The organism is Streptomyces sp. WI03-4A (genome assembly GCF_033792105.1).
GTDB classification, from domain to species: Bacteria; Actinomycetota; Actinomycetes; order Streptomycetales; family Streptomycetaceae; genus Streptomyces; species Streptomyces collinus_A.
Genome location: NZ_JARAUO010000008.1, coordinates 1 through 15257, shown reverse-complemented (window position 1 = coordinate 15257; position 15257 = coordinate 1). Strand labels below are relative to the sequence as shown.

At 67.3% G+C, this 15257-nt stretch carries 17 protein-coding genes; 11 read left to right on the top strand and 6 right to left on the bottom strand.

Features of this window, described 5'->3' with window-relative positions; all coding sequences use genetic code 11:
* Positions 1–931 precede the first annotated feature (931 nt).
* The 8 genes from PV343_RS11220 (at position 932) to PV343_RS11185 (ending at position 6651) form a co-directional block, all read left to right on the top strand.
* Positions 932–1243, top strand: coding sequence for a helix-turn-helix domain-containing protein (locus PV343_RS11220; protein WP_319146893.1), 312 nt, complete (start codon positions 932–934; stop codon positions 1241–1243).
* Between the two features lie 82 nt (positions 1244–1325).
* Positions 1326–1715, top strand: coding sequence for a hypothetical protein (locus PV343_RS11215; protein WP_319146704.1), 390 nt, complete (start codon positions 1326–1328; stop codon positions 1713–1715).
* A gap of 107 nt (positions 1716–1822) precedes the next feature.
* A complete protein-coding gene (locus tag PV343_RS11210; RefSeq protein ID WP_319146703.1) occupies positions 1823–2143 on the top strand; it encodes a hypothetical protein in 321 nt (106 codons plus the stop codon).
* Positions 2140–2781, top strand: a complete 642-nt coding sequence (locus PV343_RS11205; protein ID WP_319146702.1) for a DUF5819 family protein — start codon at positions 2140–2142, stop codon at positions 2779–2781. Before PV343_RS11210 ends, PV343_RS11205 begins: the two co-directional genes overlap by 4 nt.
* Positions 2778–3776: an HTTM domain-containing protein gene (locus PV343_RS11200; RefSeq protein WP_319146701.1), complete on the top strand. Its 999-nt coding sequence runs from the start codon at positions 2778–2780 to the stop codon at positions 3774–3776. The genes PV343_RS11205 and PV343_RS11200 overlap by 4 nt, the downstream gene beginning before the upstream one ends.
* A 560-nt stretch (positions 3777–4336) precedes the next feature.
* The gene (locus PV343_RS11195; protein ID WP_319146700.1) at positions 4337–4738 is read left to right on the top strand and encodes a thiol-disulfide oxidoreductase DCC family protein; all 402 of its coding nucleotides are present in this window, start codon (positions 4337–4339) and stop codon (positions 4736–4738) included.
* Positions 4739–4766: 28 nt separating this feature from the next.
* On the top strand, positions 4767–5600 hold the full coding sequence (locus tag PV343_RS11190; protein WP_319146699.1) for a serine hydrolase domain-containing protein: 834 nt from the start codon (positions 4767–4769) through the stop codon (positions 5598–5600).
* A gap of 271 nt (positions 5601–5871) precedes the next feature.
* Entirely contained in the window at positions 5872–6651 is a 780-nt protein-coding gene (locus tag PV343_RS11185; RefSeq protein ID WP_415923483.1) for a tyrosine-type recombinase/integrase, read from the top strand.
* Between the two features lie 391 nt (positions 6652–7042).
* On the opposite strand, the gene PV343_RS11180 is transcribed toward PV343_RS11185, so the two are convergent.
* Complete coding sequence (locus PV343_RS11180; protein ID WP_319146698.1) at positions 7043–7327, bottom strand: hypothetical protein; 285 nt, start codon at positions 7325–7327, stop codon at positions 7043–7045.
* Between PV343_RS11180 and PV343_RS11175 the strand changes: the two genes are divergently transcribed.
* Both PV343_RS11175 and PV343_RS11170 read left to right on the top strand, forming a co-directional pair.
* Positions 7314–8282: a Mu transposase C-terminal domain-containing protein gene (locus tag PV343_RS11175; RefSeq protein ID WP_319146697.1), complete on the top strand. Its 969-nt coding sequence runs from the start codon at positions 7314–7316 to the stop codon at positions 8280–8282. The genes PV343_RS11180 and PV343_RS11175 overlap by 14 nt on opposite strands.
* Positions 8279–9031 (top strand): ATP-binding protein, encoded by a 753-nt coding sequence (locus tag PV343_RS11170; protein WP_319146696.1) that lies wholly within the window; start codon positions 8279–8281, stop codon positions 9029–9031. The genes PV343_RS11175 and PV343_RS11170 overlap by 4 nt, the downstream gene beginning before the upstream one ends.
* A 127-nt stretch (positions 9032–9158) precedes the next feature.
* On the opposite strand, the gene PV343_RS11165 is transcribed toward PV343_RS11170, so the two are convergent.
* The 5 genes from PV343_RS11165 to PV343_RS11145 all read right to left on the bottom strand — a co-directional run bounded on the left by PV343_RS11165 (position 9159) and on the right by PV343_RS11145 (position 14379).
* Positions 9159–9500, bottom strand: a complete 342-nt coding sequence (locus PV343_RS11165; RefSeq protein ID WP_319146694.1) for a hypothetical protein — start codon at positions 9498–9500, stop codon at positions 9159–9161.
* Between the two features lie 324 nt (positions 9501–9824).
* Positions 9825–10031: a hypothetical protein gene (locus tag PV343_RS11160; RefSeq protein ID WP_319146693.1), complete on the bottom strand. Its 207-nt coding sequence runs from the start codon at positions 10029–10031 to the stop codon at positions 9825–9827.
* Positions 10028–10855 carry a hypothetical protein gene (locus tag PV343_RS11155; protein ID WP_319146692.1) on the bottom strand — a complete coding sequence of 276 codons (828 nt, stop codon included), beginning with the start codon at positions 10853–10855 and terminating at the stop codon, positions 10028–10030. The genes PV343_RS11160 and PV343_RS11155 overlap by 4 nt, the downstream gene beginning before the upstream one ends.
* Before the next feature lie 556 nt (positions 10856–11411).
* On the bottom strand, positions 11412–11624 hold the full coding sequence (locus tag PV343_RS11150) for a hypothetical protein (RefSeq protein ID WP_319146691.1): 213 nt from the start codon (positions 11622–11624) through the stop codon (positions 11412–11414).
* 130 nt (positions 11625–11754) lie between these two features.
* Positions 11755–14379, bottom strand: a complete 2625-nt coding sequence (locus PV343_RS11145; protein ID WP_319146690.1) for a DEAD/DEAH box helicase — start codon at positions 14377–14379, stop codon at positions 11755–11757.
* A 287-nt stretch (positions 14380–14666) separates the two neighbouring features.
* On the opposite strand from PV343_RS11145, the gene PV343_RS11140 reads away from it, so the two are divergent.
* Complete coding sequence (locus tag PV343_RS11140) at positions 14667–14858, top strand: double zinc ribbon domain-containing protein (RefSeq protein ID WP_319146689.1); 192 nt, start codon at positions 14667–14669, stop codon at positions 14856–14858.
* Positions 14859–15257 lie beyond the last annotated feature (399 nt).

The following is a 15257-nucleotide window of genomic DNA, read 5'->3' as shown; positions in this document are numbered from 1 at the left end:
CTACAACCAGGGAGCCCTCACCCGCCGACATCACGCAGTTCGTGGCTGCTGAGCCCGGAGCGATGACGGCCAAGTGCCAGGCCGTGTACCCCGTCAGCGAAGGTTTCGCTAGCCTCCGGCACGCTCGAGCACCCCGCGGGTAGAAGCGGCAATGCTAGACATGTCGCTCCGCTGAGCGGCCAACCGTACTGCGGCGCCGCTACGAAAACACGCGCGTAGGGCCCTTGCACGCGATGCTTCACATGCCGGCCGCGTGCCATGAGCCCAACACTTTGTCGTCGGTGCCACATCGGAGTGGTCGCAGCGAGGACCGGTTTACGCCCCTGGTTCCTGCGCCATTTGGCAAGCCAACTGAGCAAGCCGTCCAGGCATGTACCACCCGCCCCGGCGAACGGCAGCCGAGCAGGGGACCGGCCAAGGGCTTCCGGCGCGTCAGATAAGGAGGCTCTGCCGTTCTGCCGCCCTGCTTGCTCGACCCGACGGGAGCAGGCCTCGTTCGCGCCACTGCGCGAGGCGGGAGCCCGCGCCAAACCCGGTCGACTGACCTTCGCCGGTCGCACGACTAGGAGAGAAGGGCCGGCAGAGGTGGCGGCGCCGGGTCAGGGCCACTCGTGCCTGGGCGCAGGACCAGGCACGAGTGGAACCGATGGGCGCGTGTCAGGCGCCACCGGCCAGGGATGCAACCGGTTAGACCACCTCGGGAGCAACACGACCACCCGAGTGCTGCAACTGTCCTGGCCTGCGGCGAGGTGAAGCAGGCGGGTGAACGAGCACCTAGTGACGGTGCTGCGTATGCGGGGCCGCTCATGGCTGTGTCTGGGTCACGACGATAGCGGTGTCAGTCGCTAGCCCGGAGCGGTGACCATCGCCGATCGCTTTGCACAGCGTTCGGTTGACCAAGGGGGAACAATTGACTACGGAGGGTAAATATATGCGTGCGGGTACCCCGCGAAGCGAGCGTTCCAATCGGTCGACGGATTGCCCGCCAAGGGGGCTGGATCGGCTGACGATGCGTGAGCGCGAGGTCCTTCTGCTGCTAGCTGACGGTTTGACCAACCAGGTCCTGGCCCGCCGTCTCGGTATTGCCGAGCGAACTGTACGGGCGCATGTACTTGGTATCGTTCGAAAGCTTGAACTCCAGACACGCACCGAGGCGGCGTTAATGGGCGATCGTCACCGCGCCCAGCTCATATCACATCCGGCAATGCCGGATGTGGCAATGCCGGATGTGGCAATGCCGTAAGTGACAATGGTCAACCTGCCTTCATGCCGCAATAGTTGGTTGCGCTTGTTTTCCCATCGCGGAACACGCCGACGTTGTCGGCGTGAAGGCAGATTGGACCAGTCGATTGAAGAGAAAAGCATTAGCCGCGGCCGGAGTTGTCGTCGCCGGTGTCGGCATCCTCCTGGCCACCCAGGGCCCGGCACAGGCCGACACCGCCGCAACTCCGGTGGCGACCACACACCAGGTGTCCTCCGCTACCCCGGATGACCAACCGCAGGTGATCAGGTCAGTCGCCGCCAGGGCGGCAAGCAGGGCCGTCTCTGCTGCCGAGAGGGCTGCGGTGCACGCCACCGCAGCAGCAAGCACCTCGGCGGTGCGCCAGGCGGCCGGCGACGCGACGCAGGTCGCCCGCATCGCGAGCCTCGGATCTGCGACGCCGGTGTCCCGGCAGACCACGCCCCTCTCGGCCGAATCGATCTTCGACCGCTGAGGCACTGCGTCGCCTGACCAACCGGCTTCTTCAGCTGCGTACAACGTTCCGCTTACTCATCGCCGACGCGGCGAGGTACTCCCTCTCGCATCGCAGATTGGATCAAAATGAGCCGAAAGGCAATCATCGCCATAGGCACCGCGCTCGCAGGCGCGGGAGTCATGCTCGCAACGCAGGGTTCGGCGCATGCCGAACCCGCCGCGCCTGTCGTCGCTGCGCAGAAGACGACCACCGTCAACTCCGAGAAGCAGCCCGCTATCATCCGGTCTGCCGTTGCGCGGGCGGCCGTCCACGCGCGGGCCGCTGTGAGCTCCTCCGCAGTGAACAACGCGATCGAGCACGCCTCGGTGATCGCCAGTCTGGGCTCGGCGCCCAAGGACGGTCCCGGCTCCCCGGCCGGGCCGGCCGAGGGGATCTTCGATCAGTGACCAAGCATGTCGCGGTCAGGAGGGCGGTGCTGCTCGTCGGTGCTGCCCTCCTGGGCTGTCACTTCCTGATTGCGTCTTTCTCGCAGGCCCCGTTGTCGCCGGTGAAACTCCGTTACTACGAGGCCGTAACCAACTACCTGCATCCCTACTTCACGCAAAACTGGATGCTCTTCGCTCCGGATCCCCTGACCGATGACAGAGGAATTCTGGCGAGAGCTCGCTGCGAGAACGGGAGCGTGACGCCTTACTACGATGTCACAACTCAAGCCATCAAAAGTGCTCAGGGTAGTCGATTCTTCCCTCCGCGCACTTCCCGTCTTGTTTCCAGCACGCTGCAGCAGCTTAACCAGTCCGACCCAGTCCTGAACCGAATACGCGAGACCGAGAAAGAAAAGAAAAGCCCGGTTCTTCCTTTGCTCCCCGTTGAGCGCATTTCGCGCGACGAGGCGACGAACTTCCTTGCACGCTACTCGCTGACGAAGATGCCGCCGCAAGTATGCGCGGGCAGGACTGAAAGTGTGCAGGTTCGCGTCTACTATCACAAGATGCCGCCATGGTCTCAGCGGCACCAGCCGGCCGCCCACGGGAAAGTGTCTGCTCAGGATCTTAAATGGACAAAGATCGAGGACTTGCGGTGAAGAACCTTCTCGCCCGTGTAGACGCATTAACCATCCGCCCGCTCAGCTTGGTCGGCGTGTCGGGCACGAGAGTACTTCTCGGCTTCGTCGGCTTCATGTTCTACGCGAGTGAATACAGCGACCGACGATACATGTTCGGGCCTGCCGGGGTTCTGTCGTGGGACGTCTTCGTTCAACAGATCCACGAATCGGACACGTTCAGTCTGTACGCGGTCAGCAACTCAACGGTGTGGTTCGAAGTCGTTTTCCACCTGGGGATGCTCGCAGCATTGGCGGTTACTTTCGGCGTTGGCGGACGTCCTGTCCTGCTGATTCACTGGGTTTTCCTCTGGTCGATCTACCAGCGACAGGTGACCATCCTGGACGGGGGAGACAACCTCGCCTATGTCGTCATCCCCATGCTCCTCCTCACGCGCTGTTACAGTCGCTTCTCATTCTCGACCGGTCTGTCCAGAAAAATTGGGTCACGGCTGCCGGAAGCCATTCGAGCCACGGCGACACCCCTCCATAACCTCGGCGTCCTCTCAATCGCCGTACAAATCTGCCTGGTGTACGTCACAAGCGGCCTGTACAAGGTGCAGGGTAAACTCTGGCAGGACGGTACCGCACTCTTCTATGTCATGAGAGTCCCCGAGTTCACCCTACCCGGTGTCTCGGAAGCCGTCTACAACAACGATTTCTTGGTATTTGCCGGAACATATGCAACGGTCATCTTTCTTGTCTATTTCCCTCTAGGGATCCTCGTGCCGAAACTTCGCCCCTGGGCTGCGGTCGCGTCGATCGGCTTTCACGTCTCCATCGCGCTTTTCATGGGACTGACCGGTTTCGCTCTGACCATGGTCGCCTGCGACCTGATCTTCCTGAGCCGTGGCATCTCTGACGCCCTGGCTTGGACCACACGGTTCAGTTCTTCCCTGGCGGCCCGCGCCCGCGCCGGCTTGGGGTGGCCGGAAGAGGACTCTGCTTCCGCACCGCTGACAGAGAATGCGCAGTGACCGCGCCGAGGATCACCGACCGAGGACACGATGGCAGCAAAGGACCACGCCCCCCATCGCCTTGTCCGGCGGTGGGGGGGAGCGATGGCAGGCCTGTTCTGGATCACACCGGAAACCGTCTACCTGGGCGCTCCACCCAGCACTACGCCTTCAGCCGTCACTCTCGGCCCGACAGGCCTGACAATCCTCGGGCCACAGGCCGGCTTCTGGCCCTGGAAGCACATCGCGGGCCTCACGGTCGAGGACGCCCCGACCCGATCGACCATGGCCCGGTCGTTAGCAGCAGCCTTAGCGGTCATCCTCGGACCCCAGAGCCCCACCGAGATGACCGTCCGCCTGGAGACCACGGACGGTTCCAAGCTTGCCGTCCCCGTCCATTCGGCCGCCGCATTCGGGTACACCGTCCGCGAAGTCGACCTGTCCCAGGGCCTTTTAGACCAGATGGTCCGTGGAGAGACGTCGCCCGCATCCTTCACCGAGTGGCTCAGGACCTCTGCTTGCACACGTCCCCTTCGCCCAGCCAAACGAGAGGCACTGCTGCACCACTGGATGGAGAACTCATGACCAGCCGCGACATCAGCCAGACACCACCGGTCCTCGCATATGACGGGGACTGCGGCTTCTGCCAAGCAGCCATCAACCGCATCCGCATGATCGCCGCACCCACACTCGAGGCCGTCCCCTGGCAATTTCTGCCCGCGGAATCAACCGCGCCCCACGTCGAGCGCCTGGACAGGGAAGTACTGCTGCTCCGCGACAGCACCGTCGTGGCAGGCGGGGCGGACGCACTGACCCGCTTCCTCAACTCCTCACCCTCCCGTGCCTACCGCACGGTTGCGGCCATCATCGCGCTCCCCGCGATGCGCACCTGCGCCCGCGCGGTGTACCGCTGCGTGTCACGCAACCGTCACCGCATGCCAGGAAGCACCGCTGCATGTGCCGTGCCACCCCGCAGCAGTTGAAAGCCAGCACGCTCGAGAAAGGCCCGCGGTGCGCCGTATCCCCACCTGTGTCCTGAGCAACGCCGCTCCACCGGCAGTCAGTGACGGCCATGCCGTGGACCGGTTTGTCGAGATCGGCTCGTTCACCAAGGTCATCACGGGCACCGCGCTGACCTGCATGGCCGAGGCCGGGAAGCTCGCGCTCGACGACCCCCTTGAGCGATGGCTTCCGGCGACTCCCAAAACCGGGATCACTCTCCTCCACCTGGCCCAGCACACGTCCGGCCTTCCGCGCCTGCCACCCCGCATCTCGCGTCGAAATCCGTATGCGAAGTTCGATCGTCACACCGTGCACCAGCTGCTGAACCGGCTCGACGCCATCGCCACTCGCCCGCCCGGCCAACGGGAGGAGTACTCCAACCTCGGGTACGCCGTCCTCGGTGAAGCCCTGACCGCTGCGGCCGGCACCACCTATGAGGAGTTGGTGACCAAGTACGTCCTGCGTCCGCTGGACATCACCGAAGTGACCGTAACTCCGGATCCGGGCAGGCAGCTAGTGGCCCGGAGCCGCTTGGGAAGGGCCCGTCAGCCGTGGACCATGCACGGCGCGATCCTCCCTGCGGGGGGCCTGTGGGCCACCCCACGCGCGGCCGCCGAACTGGTCATACGACTCCTCGTGGAACGCAGGTTGGGCGATCCCGCGCCGTCCTGGCAGACGGCAGGTACCCTGCGCTGGCACAATGGCGCCACGCGCGACGCCACGCTGTTCGCCGGAGCTATGGACGACGGTCGCTGGGTCATGATCCACCGCCTCGGCGGAACACCCGAGGAAACGGACCAGGCTGGCATTGAGGTGCTAAGGCGAAGCCGTAAGGCTCTCTGACGACACTGGAACGAATGCGCACTCTGCGTCGACCAGGATGTCGCCCTGCTTGGCGGGCCTCGCCGACGAGACATCGCCTCCCGTTACTCGGGTTTGACCGGTCAGCGCGATCCGCCAGCGTCATTGCGCTCCGTCTCGTCCGCTATGGAATGGCGAGCGGAGTCAGGCTTATGAGCATCAGGGGTGGCTTGGTGTCCGTGGAGCCGATAGACCATTTCGTCGGGTGCGCGGAGCATGCGCGCCTGCCTCCAGGCCGCGTCGTAGGAGAGGGGTGTCTTGCTGCGCCGCTGTAACAGCAGCGCATGGACACTGGTCAGAGGGGAGAGCACAGCTCTCCAGAGGACAATGGGTCGCATCCATTTCCCACCTGCGCGCAGAAGGCGTCGACGCGAACGGCCACCCGCTGCCCTTCGACCGCACCTTCATCTACCCCTACGCCTTCCGCCACTCCTACGCCCAGCGCCACGCCGACGCCGGTACCCCCGTCGACGTCCTGCGTGAACTCATGGACCACAAGTCCATCGCCATGACCCAGCGCTACTACCAGGTCTCCCTGAAGCGAAAGCGCGCCGCCGTCACCACCCTCAGTGCCCACGTCGTCGACCGCCGCGGCCAGGCGGCCCCCACCTCCGCCACCGCCTACGAACTCCGCTCCGTCGCCGTCCCTTATGGCGGCTGCACCGAACCCAGCAACGTCAAAGCCGGCGGCAGCTCCTGCCCTATCCGCTTCCAGTGCGCCGGCTGCGGCTTCTACCGCCCCGACCCCTCCTACCTGCCCGCCATCGAGCAACACATCAACGAACTGCGCGCCGACCGCGAAACCGCCCTGGCCATGGACGCCGCCGAGTTCATCACCACCGCCCTCACCACCCAGATCACCGCCTTCGAACAAGTCGTCACTCGCATGCACAGGTACCTGACCGCCATGCCGGCCGACGAACGCGCCGAACTCGAAGACGCCAGCACCGTCCTGCGCCGAGCCAGAGCCGGAGCGCCCCGGCCCCTTCTGCCCCTGACCGTCGTCAACCGCACCCCCGACCAAGCACCTTGAATCCCCAAGGCAACCCCGCCTCCCTCGCTCAGGCCCGTGCCCGCATCAGCGCCGACAAGCGCCAGCGCGCCCTCGACGCCATCACCACCCTCGAACGCGACGACCACCCCGTCCCCCACCCACCGTCGCCCGCACCGCAGGCGTCTCCACCTGGTGTGAGTGGGCGTGCTGGTGGCGTTGGGTGGGTGTCAGCCGGGCGGGGGTGGTGGGTGCCTGGTCCGGGTGCTCGTGTGCGGGTGGTTTCGCTGCCATGGGGTGACCAAGCTGCTGCTGTTTTCTGACCCGTTTGGGTTAGGTCGGCTGTCGTGGGGGTGGCTGTTCCTATGGGGCCAGGGGTGTGGGGGTGGGTTCACGCGGGGGCGTCAGGGGTGGTGGGCGTGGGTTGGTGTTGTCAGCCGGGTCGGCGGTCGCGGAGTGCTTGCAGGATGTCGGTCTGGTGTTGGTCGGTGGGGGGTGGGGCGTCGGGGGAGTTGTCGAGGAGGGGTGTGAGGCGGGTGTAGAGGTCGTCGTGGGTGAACATGGCGTCGAGGCCATCCCAGGTGTCGTTGTCGATGAGGGGGAACGGGAACTGCCGGGGGGCGATGAGTGCGGCCAGGAGCGGCAGGAGTTCCCATCCGTGGTTGAGGCGGTCGCGTAGCCAGGTGCGGATGCCGGCGGGGTCGGTGTGTCGCCACATCCAGGGCAAGGACTTCCTGTCGGCCATCGTCACCACCGCACTCGGCGCGATGGGCGTGACGGTCAAAGACCTGCCCGCTTACAGCCCGCATCTGAAAGGCACGGTGGAAAGCCTCAACCGGGCCGCGGACCGGATGCTGTTCGCCGCCCTGCCCGGCTACACCGCCGGGCCCACCGGGCCTCGCTCGGAACGGCGCGGGCGTAGCGCGGGGGCAGTGTCCGCCCTGTCGTTCCAGGACTTCACCGCGGAGGTCCTGGAGTGGACGAACTGGTGGAACACCGCGCACCGCCCGAAATCCCTGTCAGGCCGTACACCGCTTCAGGCGTGGCAGGCCGATCCGACACCTGTCACCGACATCCCGGCCGCTGACCTGTGGGCCTTCACCCTCGAGGACGACGGCCGGCCCCGGAAGCTGACCAGCCACGGCGTGAGCTGGCGCGGCCGCACCTACGTCGCCGCGTGGATGACCGGTCAGGCCGGCCGCGAAGTCCGCGTGCGCTACATGCCGCACCACGACCACGAGATCGAGGTCTGCGACGCCCGCGGCCGCCACCTCGGCCCGGCGCACCTCGCGGACGCGGCCACCCCCGAGCAGCTGCAGGCGCTACGCGAGGCACGCTCGGAGCGCGCCCGGCGCCTGCGCTCCGACGCGAAGGCCGCCGAACGCCTGCGCCGCCAGCGATTCGCCCCCACCACCAGCGCGGAGCCCGCCCAGCGGCTGGGAGCCATCACGGCCGCCCAGGCCGAGCGTGAACTTGCCGCCGCCGACTACACCGACGCCGCACGGCTGGCACTGCCCGACCTGATCCCGCCCGCCGCGCCCCCGGCCGACTGGCGCACCCCACCCGCCCTTGCGGCCGGCGCAGCGCCACCCCCGCCCGCCCCCACTCCAGCCGACCCGTCGGCGGACGTTGTGCCGAAGCCCGGCTCCCGACCCGCAGGAGACGCCTTGTGACCGCGGCCACCTACCAGTACGTCGACCTGCCCGATGCCTCCGTGGTCACCACCCGCGCCCTGCTCACGGCCCGGGAGAACATCACCGACACGGTCGCTGCGCGCGCGATGATGTGCATCCATGGCGGCGCCGGCTTCGGCAAGACCCTCGCCGTCAACACCTGCCTGCGCGCACTCGAGCCCCGCGAGGACGTCCGCAAGATCACCTTCCGGGCTAGGCCCACCGCCCGCGCGGTGCGCTACGAACTGTTCACCGCGCTCGATCTGGCCGGCGAGCCACCGCGTCACCCCAGCGAGTTCGACCGCCTGCTGAAGACGGCTCTGGCTGAACGCCCCCGTACCTTCCTCGTCGATGAGGCCCAGTGGCTCAACGGGGAGGCGTTCGAATACTTCCGCTACCTCTGGGACGAGCCTTCCACCCAGCTCGCGATCATTTTCGTCGGTGGCGCGGGCTGCCACACCGTGCTGCGCCGCGAACCGATGCTGTCCTCCCGTGTCTTCATCTGGCAGCAGTTCACCCGCCTCACACCCGGTGAGGTCCTCGAGGTGATCCCGCTGTTCCATCCGGTCTGGGCCGACGCCGACCCCGAGGACATCGCCTTCGCCGACCAACATGCCGCGCACGGCAACTTCCGCGCATGGGCGAGACTGACCGCCCACACCCGCACCGCACTAGCCCGTACGGGACGTGCACGTGTCGACCAGGAGATGCTGCGCTGGGCCTTCAGCCGCCTGGGCGCCTCAGCATAGGAACGACCGCCAGTGAGGGGCGCGGAGAAAGACGAGGAGTCGGCGGTCGGCGGTTGGGGGACGGTCGTCGAGGACGATGGTCGTTCGTCCGCGGCACTCTTACTCGCCCCGGATTCGGCTGTGGGGGTCATGGCGGTGTAGCGGGTGGGGGGTTGGCCACGTTCGTGGGCGTCGATGTCGGTTCGCCCACTGCAGACGGGGCAAGGGGCGAAGCCTGTACTCGCTCGAGGTAGGCAAGCGCGGTGCTGATGTCGGTGGCCCCGCTCAGGAGTCTGTCTTCCTGCCTGCATCTCATCGAAGCCGTGCGGTAGCGGGAGATCCCGGCAAGTACCTCGTTGAAGATCCGTGCCAGGGCGATGAGCACCGGGGGGAGCGCGATGGTGAGCGCGAGCCAGAGAGGGGCCTTGCTCAGCGCTGTCAGGCTGGCAGCGGCGATGGTGAGAACGTCGTGGACGCGGGGTGTCGTCATGGGCTGGCTCCAGGAGGCGAGGCGGTGAGCGTGGGCAAGCAGGGGCGGGCAGCAGGAGGCGTGGCGGTGCGGCGTGATTGACGGGACTGTGCCGAACACGGTCGCTAGTGGCGCAGGCCCGCTGTACACGGGGAGCGGACCGCCGTCGCACCCTGAGTCGAGCGAGTCGAATGCCCGACAGCAGCAGATGGGCCGTGTGTTACACCGCCACCGCCCAAGCCGCGCAACCCGCGGAGGCCCGGGCCAGAGCCTGGGCCTCCGCCGACGTATGGGGTATGTCGTAATGCCGGGCGTCTGTGACGCTCGGCCGTGGAGCTTGTTGCGCTACTTGACCGCAGTGATCAGCACGCCGAGGAGGGCCACGCCGATCGTCAGCGTGCCCGCGAAGGCGAGGGCAGCACGGCTGACGGCGTCGGGCACCGCAGCGCCGGTCCGCCGGGCCAGGCCGAAGCCGATGATGCTTACGAGAACCGAGGCCAGTACCAGGACCAGCACGGTGAGCATCAGGAACAACACGTCATGCGTGGTCACGCGGCACTCCGCTGGCTCGTGCGATCGCCGTCGACGTGCAGCGGCGCCGGGATCCAGATCCGGCGCTCGCGGGCCGCCTCATAGAGGACCGTGCGGAAGCGTGACCGGCGGTTGCGCACGGCGCCGACCGTCGACCTGAGCTTCTCGGCGATCTCGCTGTCCGCGTAGCCCTCGAACGTCAGGCGCACCACGGCCTGCGTCTCGGCCGGCTGAGCGTCGAGCAGCTCCATGAACGGCCCCGTGAACAGCACGACCTCGGGCTCCGCGAGGTGCGGCAGCGCGGGACGCAGACGGAAGAACGCCTCCGGGTCCAGCAGGGCGGCCTCCTGCTCCGCCAGCCGCGCCCGCTGCTTGGCCCACTTCAGGTAGGCGCGACGGAACTCCAAGATGCACAGCCCGATGAAGTACGACGTCAGGCATCCGGGACCCTTCGGCCCCCGATACTCGGGGTTCCAGCCGCCGCCCATCAGCGCCTTGAGGCGGAACTTCCGCAGCGCCGGCAGCACGATGTCGACGAGCAGCTCGTCCCGCTCCAGGCCGCTGGTGCGCAGCAGGTCCCTGTGGTCAGGGGGCACGAAGAAGACGATCTGGCGGTCGGTGAACCACTTCACGGACAGCTGGATGAGCAGGCCCGTGCGCAGCATGCCCCGCAGCGCCGGCCAGGCCTCACGACACAGCCGGTCCTCGAACGTCTTGTAGACCGGGCCCTCGAAGCCGTGTACGGCCAGCCCTTCCACCACCGCGACGTCACGCGCGATGCGCGCCGTACGCGGTTCCGGAAGGATGTCGTCCAGGACCTCAGCGGCTGATATCTCGTTTCTCATGCAGCCCTCCCCGTCTTGAACTGCCCTTCCGAGCCGTCAGTTTCAACTCGCGCGCGCGAGGAACAGAGATCTGGTTGTACGCGCTCGTTAGCTTCTATGCGGGCTGAAAGTGCGAACGTCACACGAGCGAGCAAAAAACTTTCGGACGAGGCGAAAAAGTTGAGCCCGCACGTGAATTGGTGCGGGCTCAAATGCTTCTGCCGGACGGTGCAATGCCCCACTGAGCAGCAGCAATGCACCGGACGCACACCGAGGTTCATGCTGCGGGAACCGGGCCTGCGGACGACCCGGCCCGGCAGCTACCAGCGCATGCCAAAGGCTTCGAGGACAGGCCGGCCCTGCAGAACCGCTGCTCTGTGTGGGGTGCGGCCCGGGTGGGTTGTAGGTAGTCCTAGCGCGTAAAGACTCGGCGACACGCCACAGCCCCACGGCCTCCTCCCCGCCGCACATGCCGACCAGGAGCTGCCGTCCGGCCGCGTTCAGCAGCACCTCGGCGTCAGCCCGCGCGCCGCCGCCCTCGTGCCCAGGCGGGTGATTGCGCCACTTCCAGCAGGACCTAGCGGCTGGTGATGCGGAAGATCAGTGACGAAGTCGTCTTGCTAGCCGGCCCACCGAGAACACCACCCTCAAGCAGCAAGTACGACAGCTCACCCAGGCCAAACAGCACGTAGAAGAGCGCCTGGCCAGCGCACGCCAGAACAACCGCTTCCTCGACAAACGCACCGCGGACCTCGAAGCCCAGCTCGCCCCGTACCTCACTGCCCCGCATCCGCCAGCCCCGTGGACCACAGGCTGAGCACCCCGAGCGCCCGCTCCGTACGCCCTTCGTACGCTATATGTACGCTTCACGGGCGGCTAGGCGGTGCGGCCGCTGCGCCTGGGCGGTCGAGCCGTTCGCATCAGGTCCAGCGCATGCCGATGGCGGACAGTTGCTCGACCCGCTCGGGCGACAGGGATGCGGCTCTGGAGCGCTGGTTCCCGACCCATGCTCCTAGTCGCAGGTGGTGTTCTTCCGTCTCCGCGTTCTCGTCGTCGTGGCCGCCGTCTTGGTCGCCGCCGATCACGAGGGTCTCGACGTGGCTCCTCGGGACTCTTAGGTGTCCTTCGCGCTCGTAGAACTGTCGGGCGGCCGTGTAGTTGAGGGCCCATTTGTCGGCTTGGCTGCGTCGTGGATTGGGTTTCTCGTCCTCCGCTGCGAGTGTGATGCCGAGGATGTGTTCCAGCATCCATTGCTGGGCGCTGGTGAGTTTGTCGTAGCTGAGTCGCTGTGCGTGTATCCATCGGCCGAGGTCTTCGCCCTGGCGTACGACCTCGCCGGGCTGGGTGGGGAGGGTGCCGCCGGCTTGGAGGTGGTGTCGGGTGAGGTGGAAGCAGCGTTGCCAATCGACGGGCCAGGCGGGGCACCAGGCGGGGTCGATGTCGTCCAGCTGCTCGCGCCGCTCGTCCGGCAGTGCACCGGCCGCCGACTGAACGGGCAGCCCTTCAGCTCGCCGTTGCTGGATCTCGGCCGCCTTGCGGGCGGCGGCCCGCTGGTTCTTCAGCCAGATGCCCACCCTGTAGCCCTGGTAGGTGGCGTCCAGCGGCGCAAGGAGGTGCCCGTTCTCCTCGGCCCACCCACGCGCGGCGGCGAGTCCTTCCTCCCAGGCGATGTCGTAGTGCGACCAGGCCATGCCCAGTTCTTCCAGCTGCCGGACGCGGTCTTCGTCCATGTCGCCGCGGGTGTAGAACCTTCTGGCGTCGGCGATCCATTGCCCGAGGGGGAAGTCGGCGAGTGAGGCTGGCCAAGTCTCACCTTCCGCTTTGGGCCTAGGGGCCTGCTGGCCCTCGCCTGGCGCCTTGGCCGGTGTGGCTGGCTGCCCCTCGGGGACGCGGTAGGTGAAGGGGACGCGGAGGTCGCCGTGGCGCTGGTGGTAGAGGGTGGCGGCTTCGATGCCGCGGCGCCAGTGGGCGTGTTCGGGGTGGAGGACGCGGAGGTTGATGAAGGCGGCCAGCTGTGCGGGGTCGCGTGGGGTGGAGAACTTCAGCAGGTCCCGGGCCGGCATCGACAGCCGTCCCTGCCCGTCGACGTCCAGCCCGTCGGCGTCCGGGCTCTCCCCGGCCTTGTCGTTCCCTTCTCCGGAGCGGGTCTGGACGCCTCTGACACGGCTGCGTGCTTGCGGTTCGGCGAGTGCTTCCACGACGCGGGCGTCGTGCGCCCGGAGGGCTTCCAAAAGCCTTGCCAACCCGCCGAACGCCCGGGAGGTGAGCATGTTGTCGGCGGTCTCGCCGGGCCCGAGCAGGACGGGTACGACGAGCGAGGCGACCTTGCCCTCACGGGGGCGGATGCGCAGGGCGCGGCCGACGGCTTGGACGAGGTCGGGCATGGAGCCGCGGACGTCGGCGAAGTACACGGAGTCGCAGCGGGAGGTATCGATGCCTTCGCCGAGCACCCGGACGGAGCCGAGGAACGTCTTCTCCACGACGGTGCCGTCAGCGGCGACTCCCTGGGAGAATTCGTGCAGGACTCGGCGCCGGTGGTGGGGCTTGTGCTCGCCGCACAGCCAGTCGGCCCACACGGTACGCGGGTACAGCCGGGGATCAGCGGCGTGCAGCCGGCCGGCCACGCGGGGGAGACCGGCCGCGAAGGCTTCGGCCTCCTTCACCTGGTGGTGAAAGACGAGCGTCCGCCTAAAGCCTTCCTCGGCCGAGGCCTTCACCAGCGCCGTCTGCAGGGCGGCGAGCCGCGCCCCCCGCACCTCGTCCGAGCGGCCCTCCGCACCCAGCAGCTGCGCCGCCTGGAGCTGGCTGTCGGTGATGTCCAGGCACACCACCTGGTACGGCGCGCAGATCCCGCGGTCGATCGCCTCGGACAGCGTCAGCGTGTAACAGCGGCTGCCGAAGGGCGAGTCGGGGGAGTCCTCCATACTCGCGACCAGCTCACCCGGTGCGCCCGGTGCGCTCTCGGTGTCCTCGTCGAGTTGCCACAGCCTCGGGGTGGCGGTCATGTAGAGCCGGCGCAGCGCGGGGATGCGGGTGTTGTCGTGGACGACCGCCCACGGCCTGCCGATCCGGCCCGAAACCCGGTGCGCCTCGTCCACGACGATCAGGTCCCAGCCCGGAAGGCCGGCCTGGTGGGCGCGTTCCAGCGTGCCGAGCCCGAGGGAGGCGTACGTGGCGAACACGGTGACCTTGTCGAACGGCCGCACCCAGGAGACCAGCTCGCCCACGTCCGTGGTGTTGGGAAAAGACGTCTCCTCCCCGCGCAGGGAGGAGACCCCGATCATCGGCCCGATGCGTCCTCCCTCGCGCCAGGCGGCTTCGGTCTGGGCGAGGAGGTCCAGGGAGGGCACGAGGACCAGGACACGGCCCGCACGGAGCTCCTCAGCGCTCCGGGTAGCCACCAAGGTCTTGCCCGATCCGGTGGCCATGATCACCTGGGTCCGCAGGCCCCGCTCGGGCACAGACGATCTTGCAGGCAATTCAAGCGCCCGGAGTACTGCATCCACGGCTTCCCGCTGATGCGGACGGAGTTCCTTCGCAGCCACTACGGTCCAATCCTCCTGCAAGCCGGACGACACTCCTCACCCCGCAACACGGGCAACTAGCCCCGGCTGCCAAGGGACTTGGTCAGCAGCCCATCCGTACAGCACAGGTCCACGTCCTCGACCTGGAGCAAAAATGACCGCCCTCCAGCAGGCCACACACTCCCAGAGGCACGGCCACTCAATTCCAGACTCTATCCTAATCACAAAATGAAGCAGAAGAGCCGAAGAATCAGCACCCAAGCTACGGGTACTCCGCATCCATCGCCGCCCACCCGACCAGGAGAGCCATGACCCACAACACCGACAACACTCAAGGCAACCGGTTCTGCAAGGCCTGCGGCACGCCCGCCGAAGACGGGAAGCTGTGCAACCACTGCGGTGCGGTCCTCGACCTCCCCGACCAGGCCGGACTGATCGAGGATCAGGGAGCCGCGATCCGGCGGGACTTCGAAGGCCGCACTGAACAGCAGCACAAGTGATCCCAGCAGGCCGCGCGGCAGCTCGGCCGGCCCACGCACCACTCCCACCTGATGTGCGACCAAGGGGGGAGGCTGACAGCGCGGCACCCGGCTCCACGGCAGGAGCCCACCCCTTACTGCCGCCAGCCCGGGCCGCGCGGAGCGTGGCCCGATGCCTCGCACGCAGTGCGAGGCACGCGGTTCGCAGCGCAGCGGAGAACCGCCCCAAACCCCGTGCGGAGCACGGGGCCGGCCGCGTAGTGGCCCGCTCCTGGAGCGCAGCGCAAGGAGCGCCAACTCCGCTGCAAAGCAGCGGAGTTGTGCGGGGAGCGCAGCGAGCCGCTCACGCTTCCGCGGAGCGGAAGCGCAACACCCGCGCTGCGCGCGGGTGTTGCGCTTGCATCGCGCGCAGCGCGATGG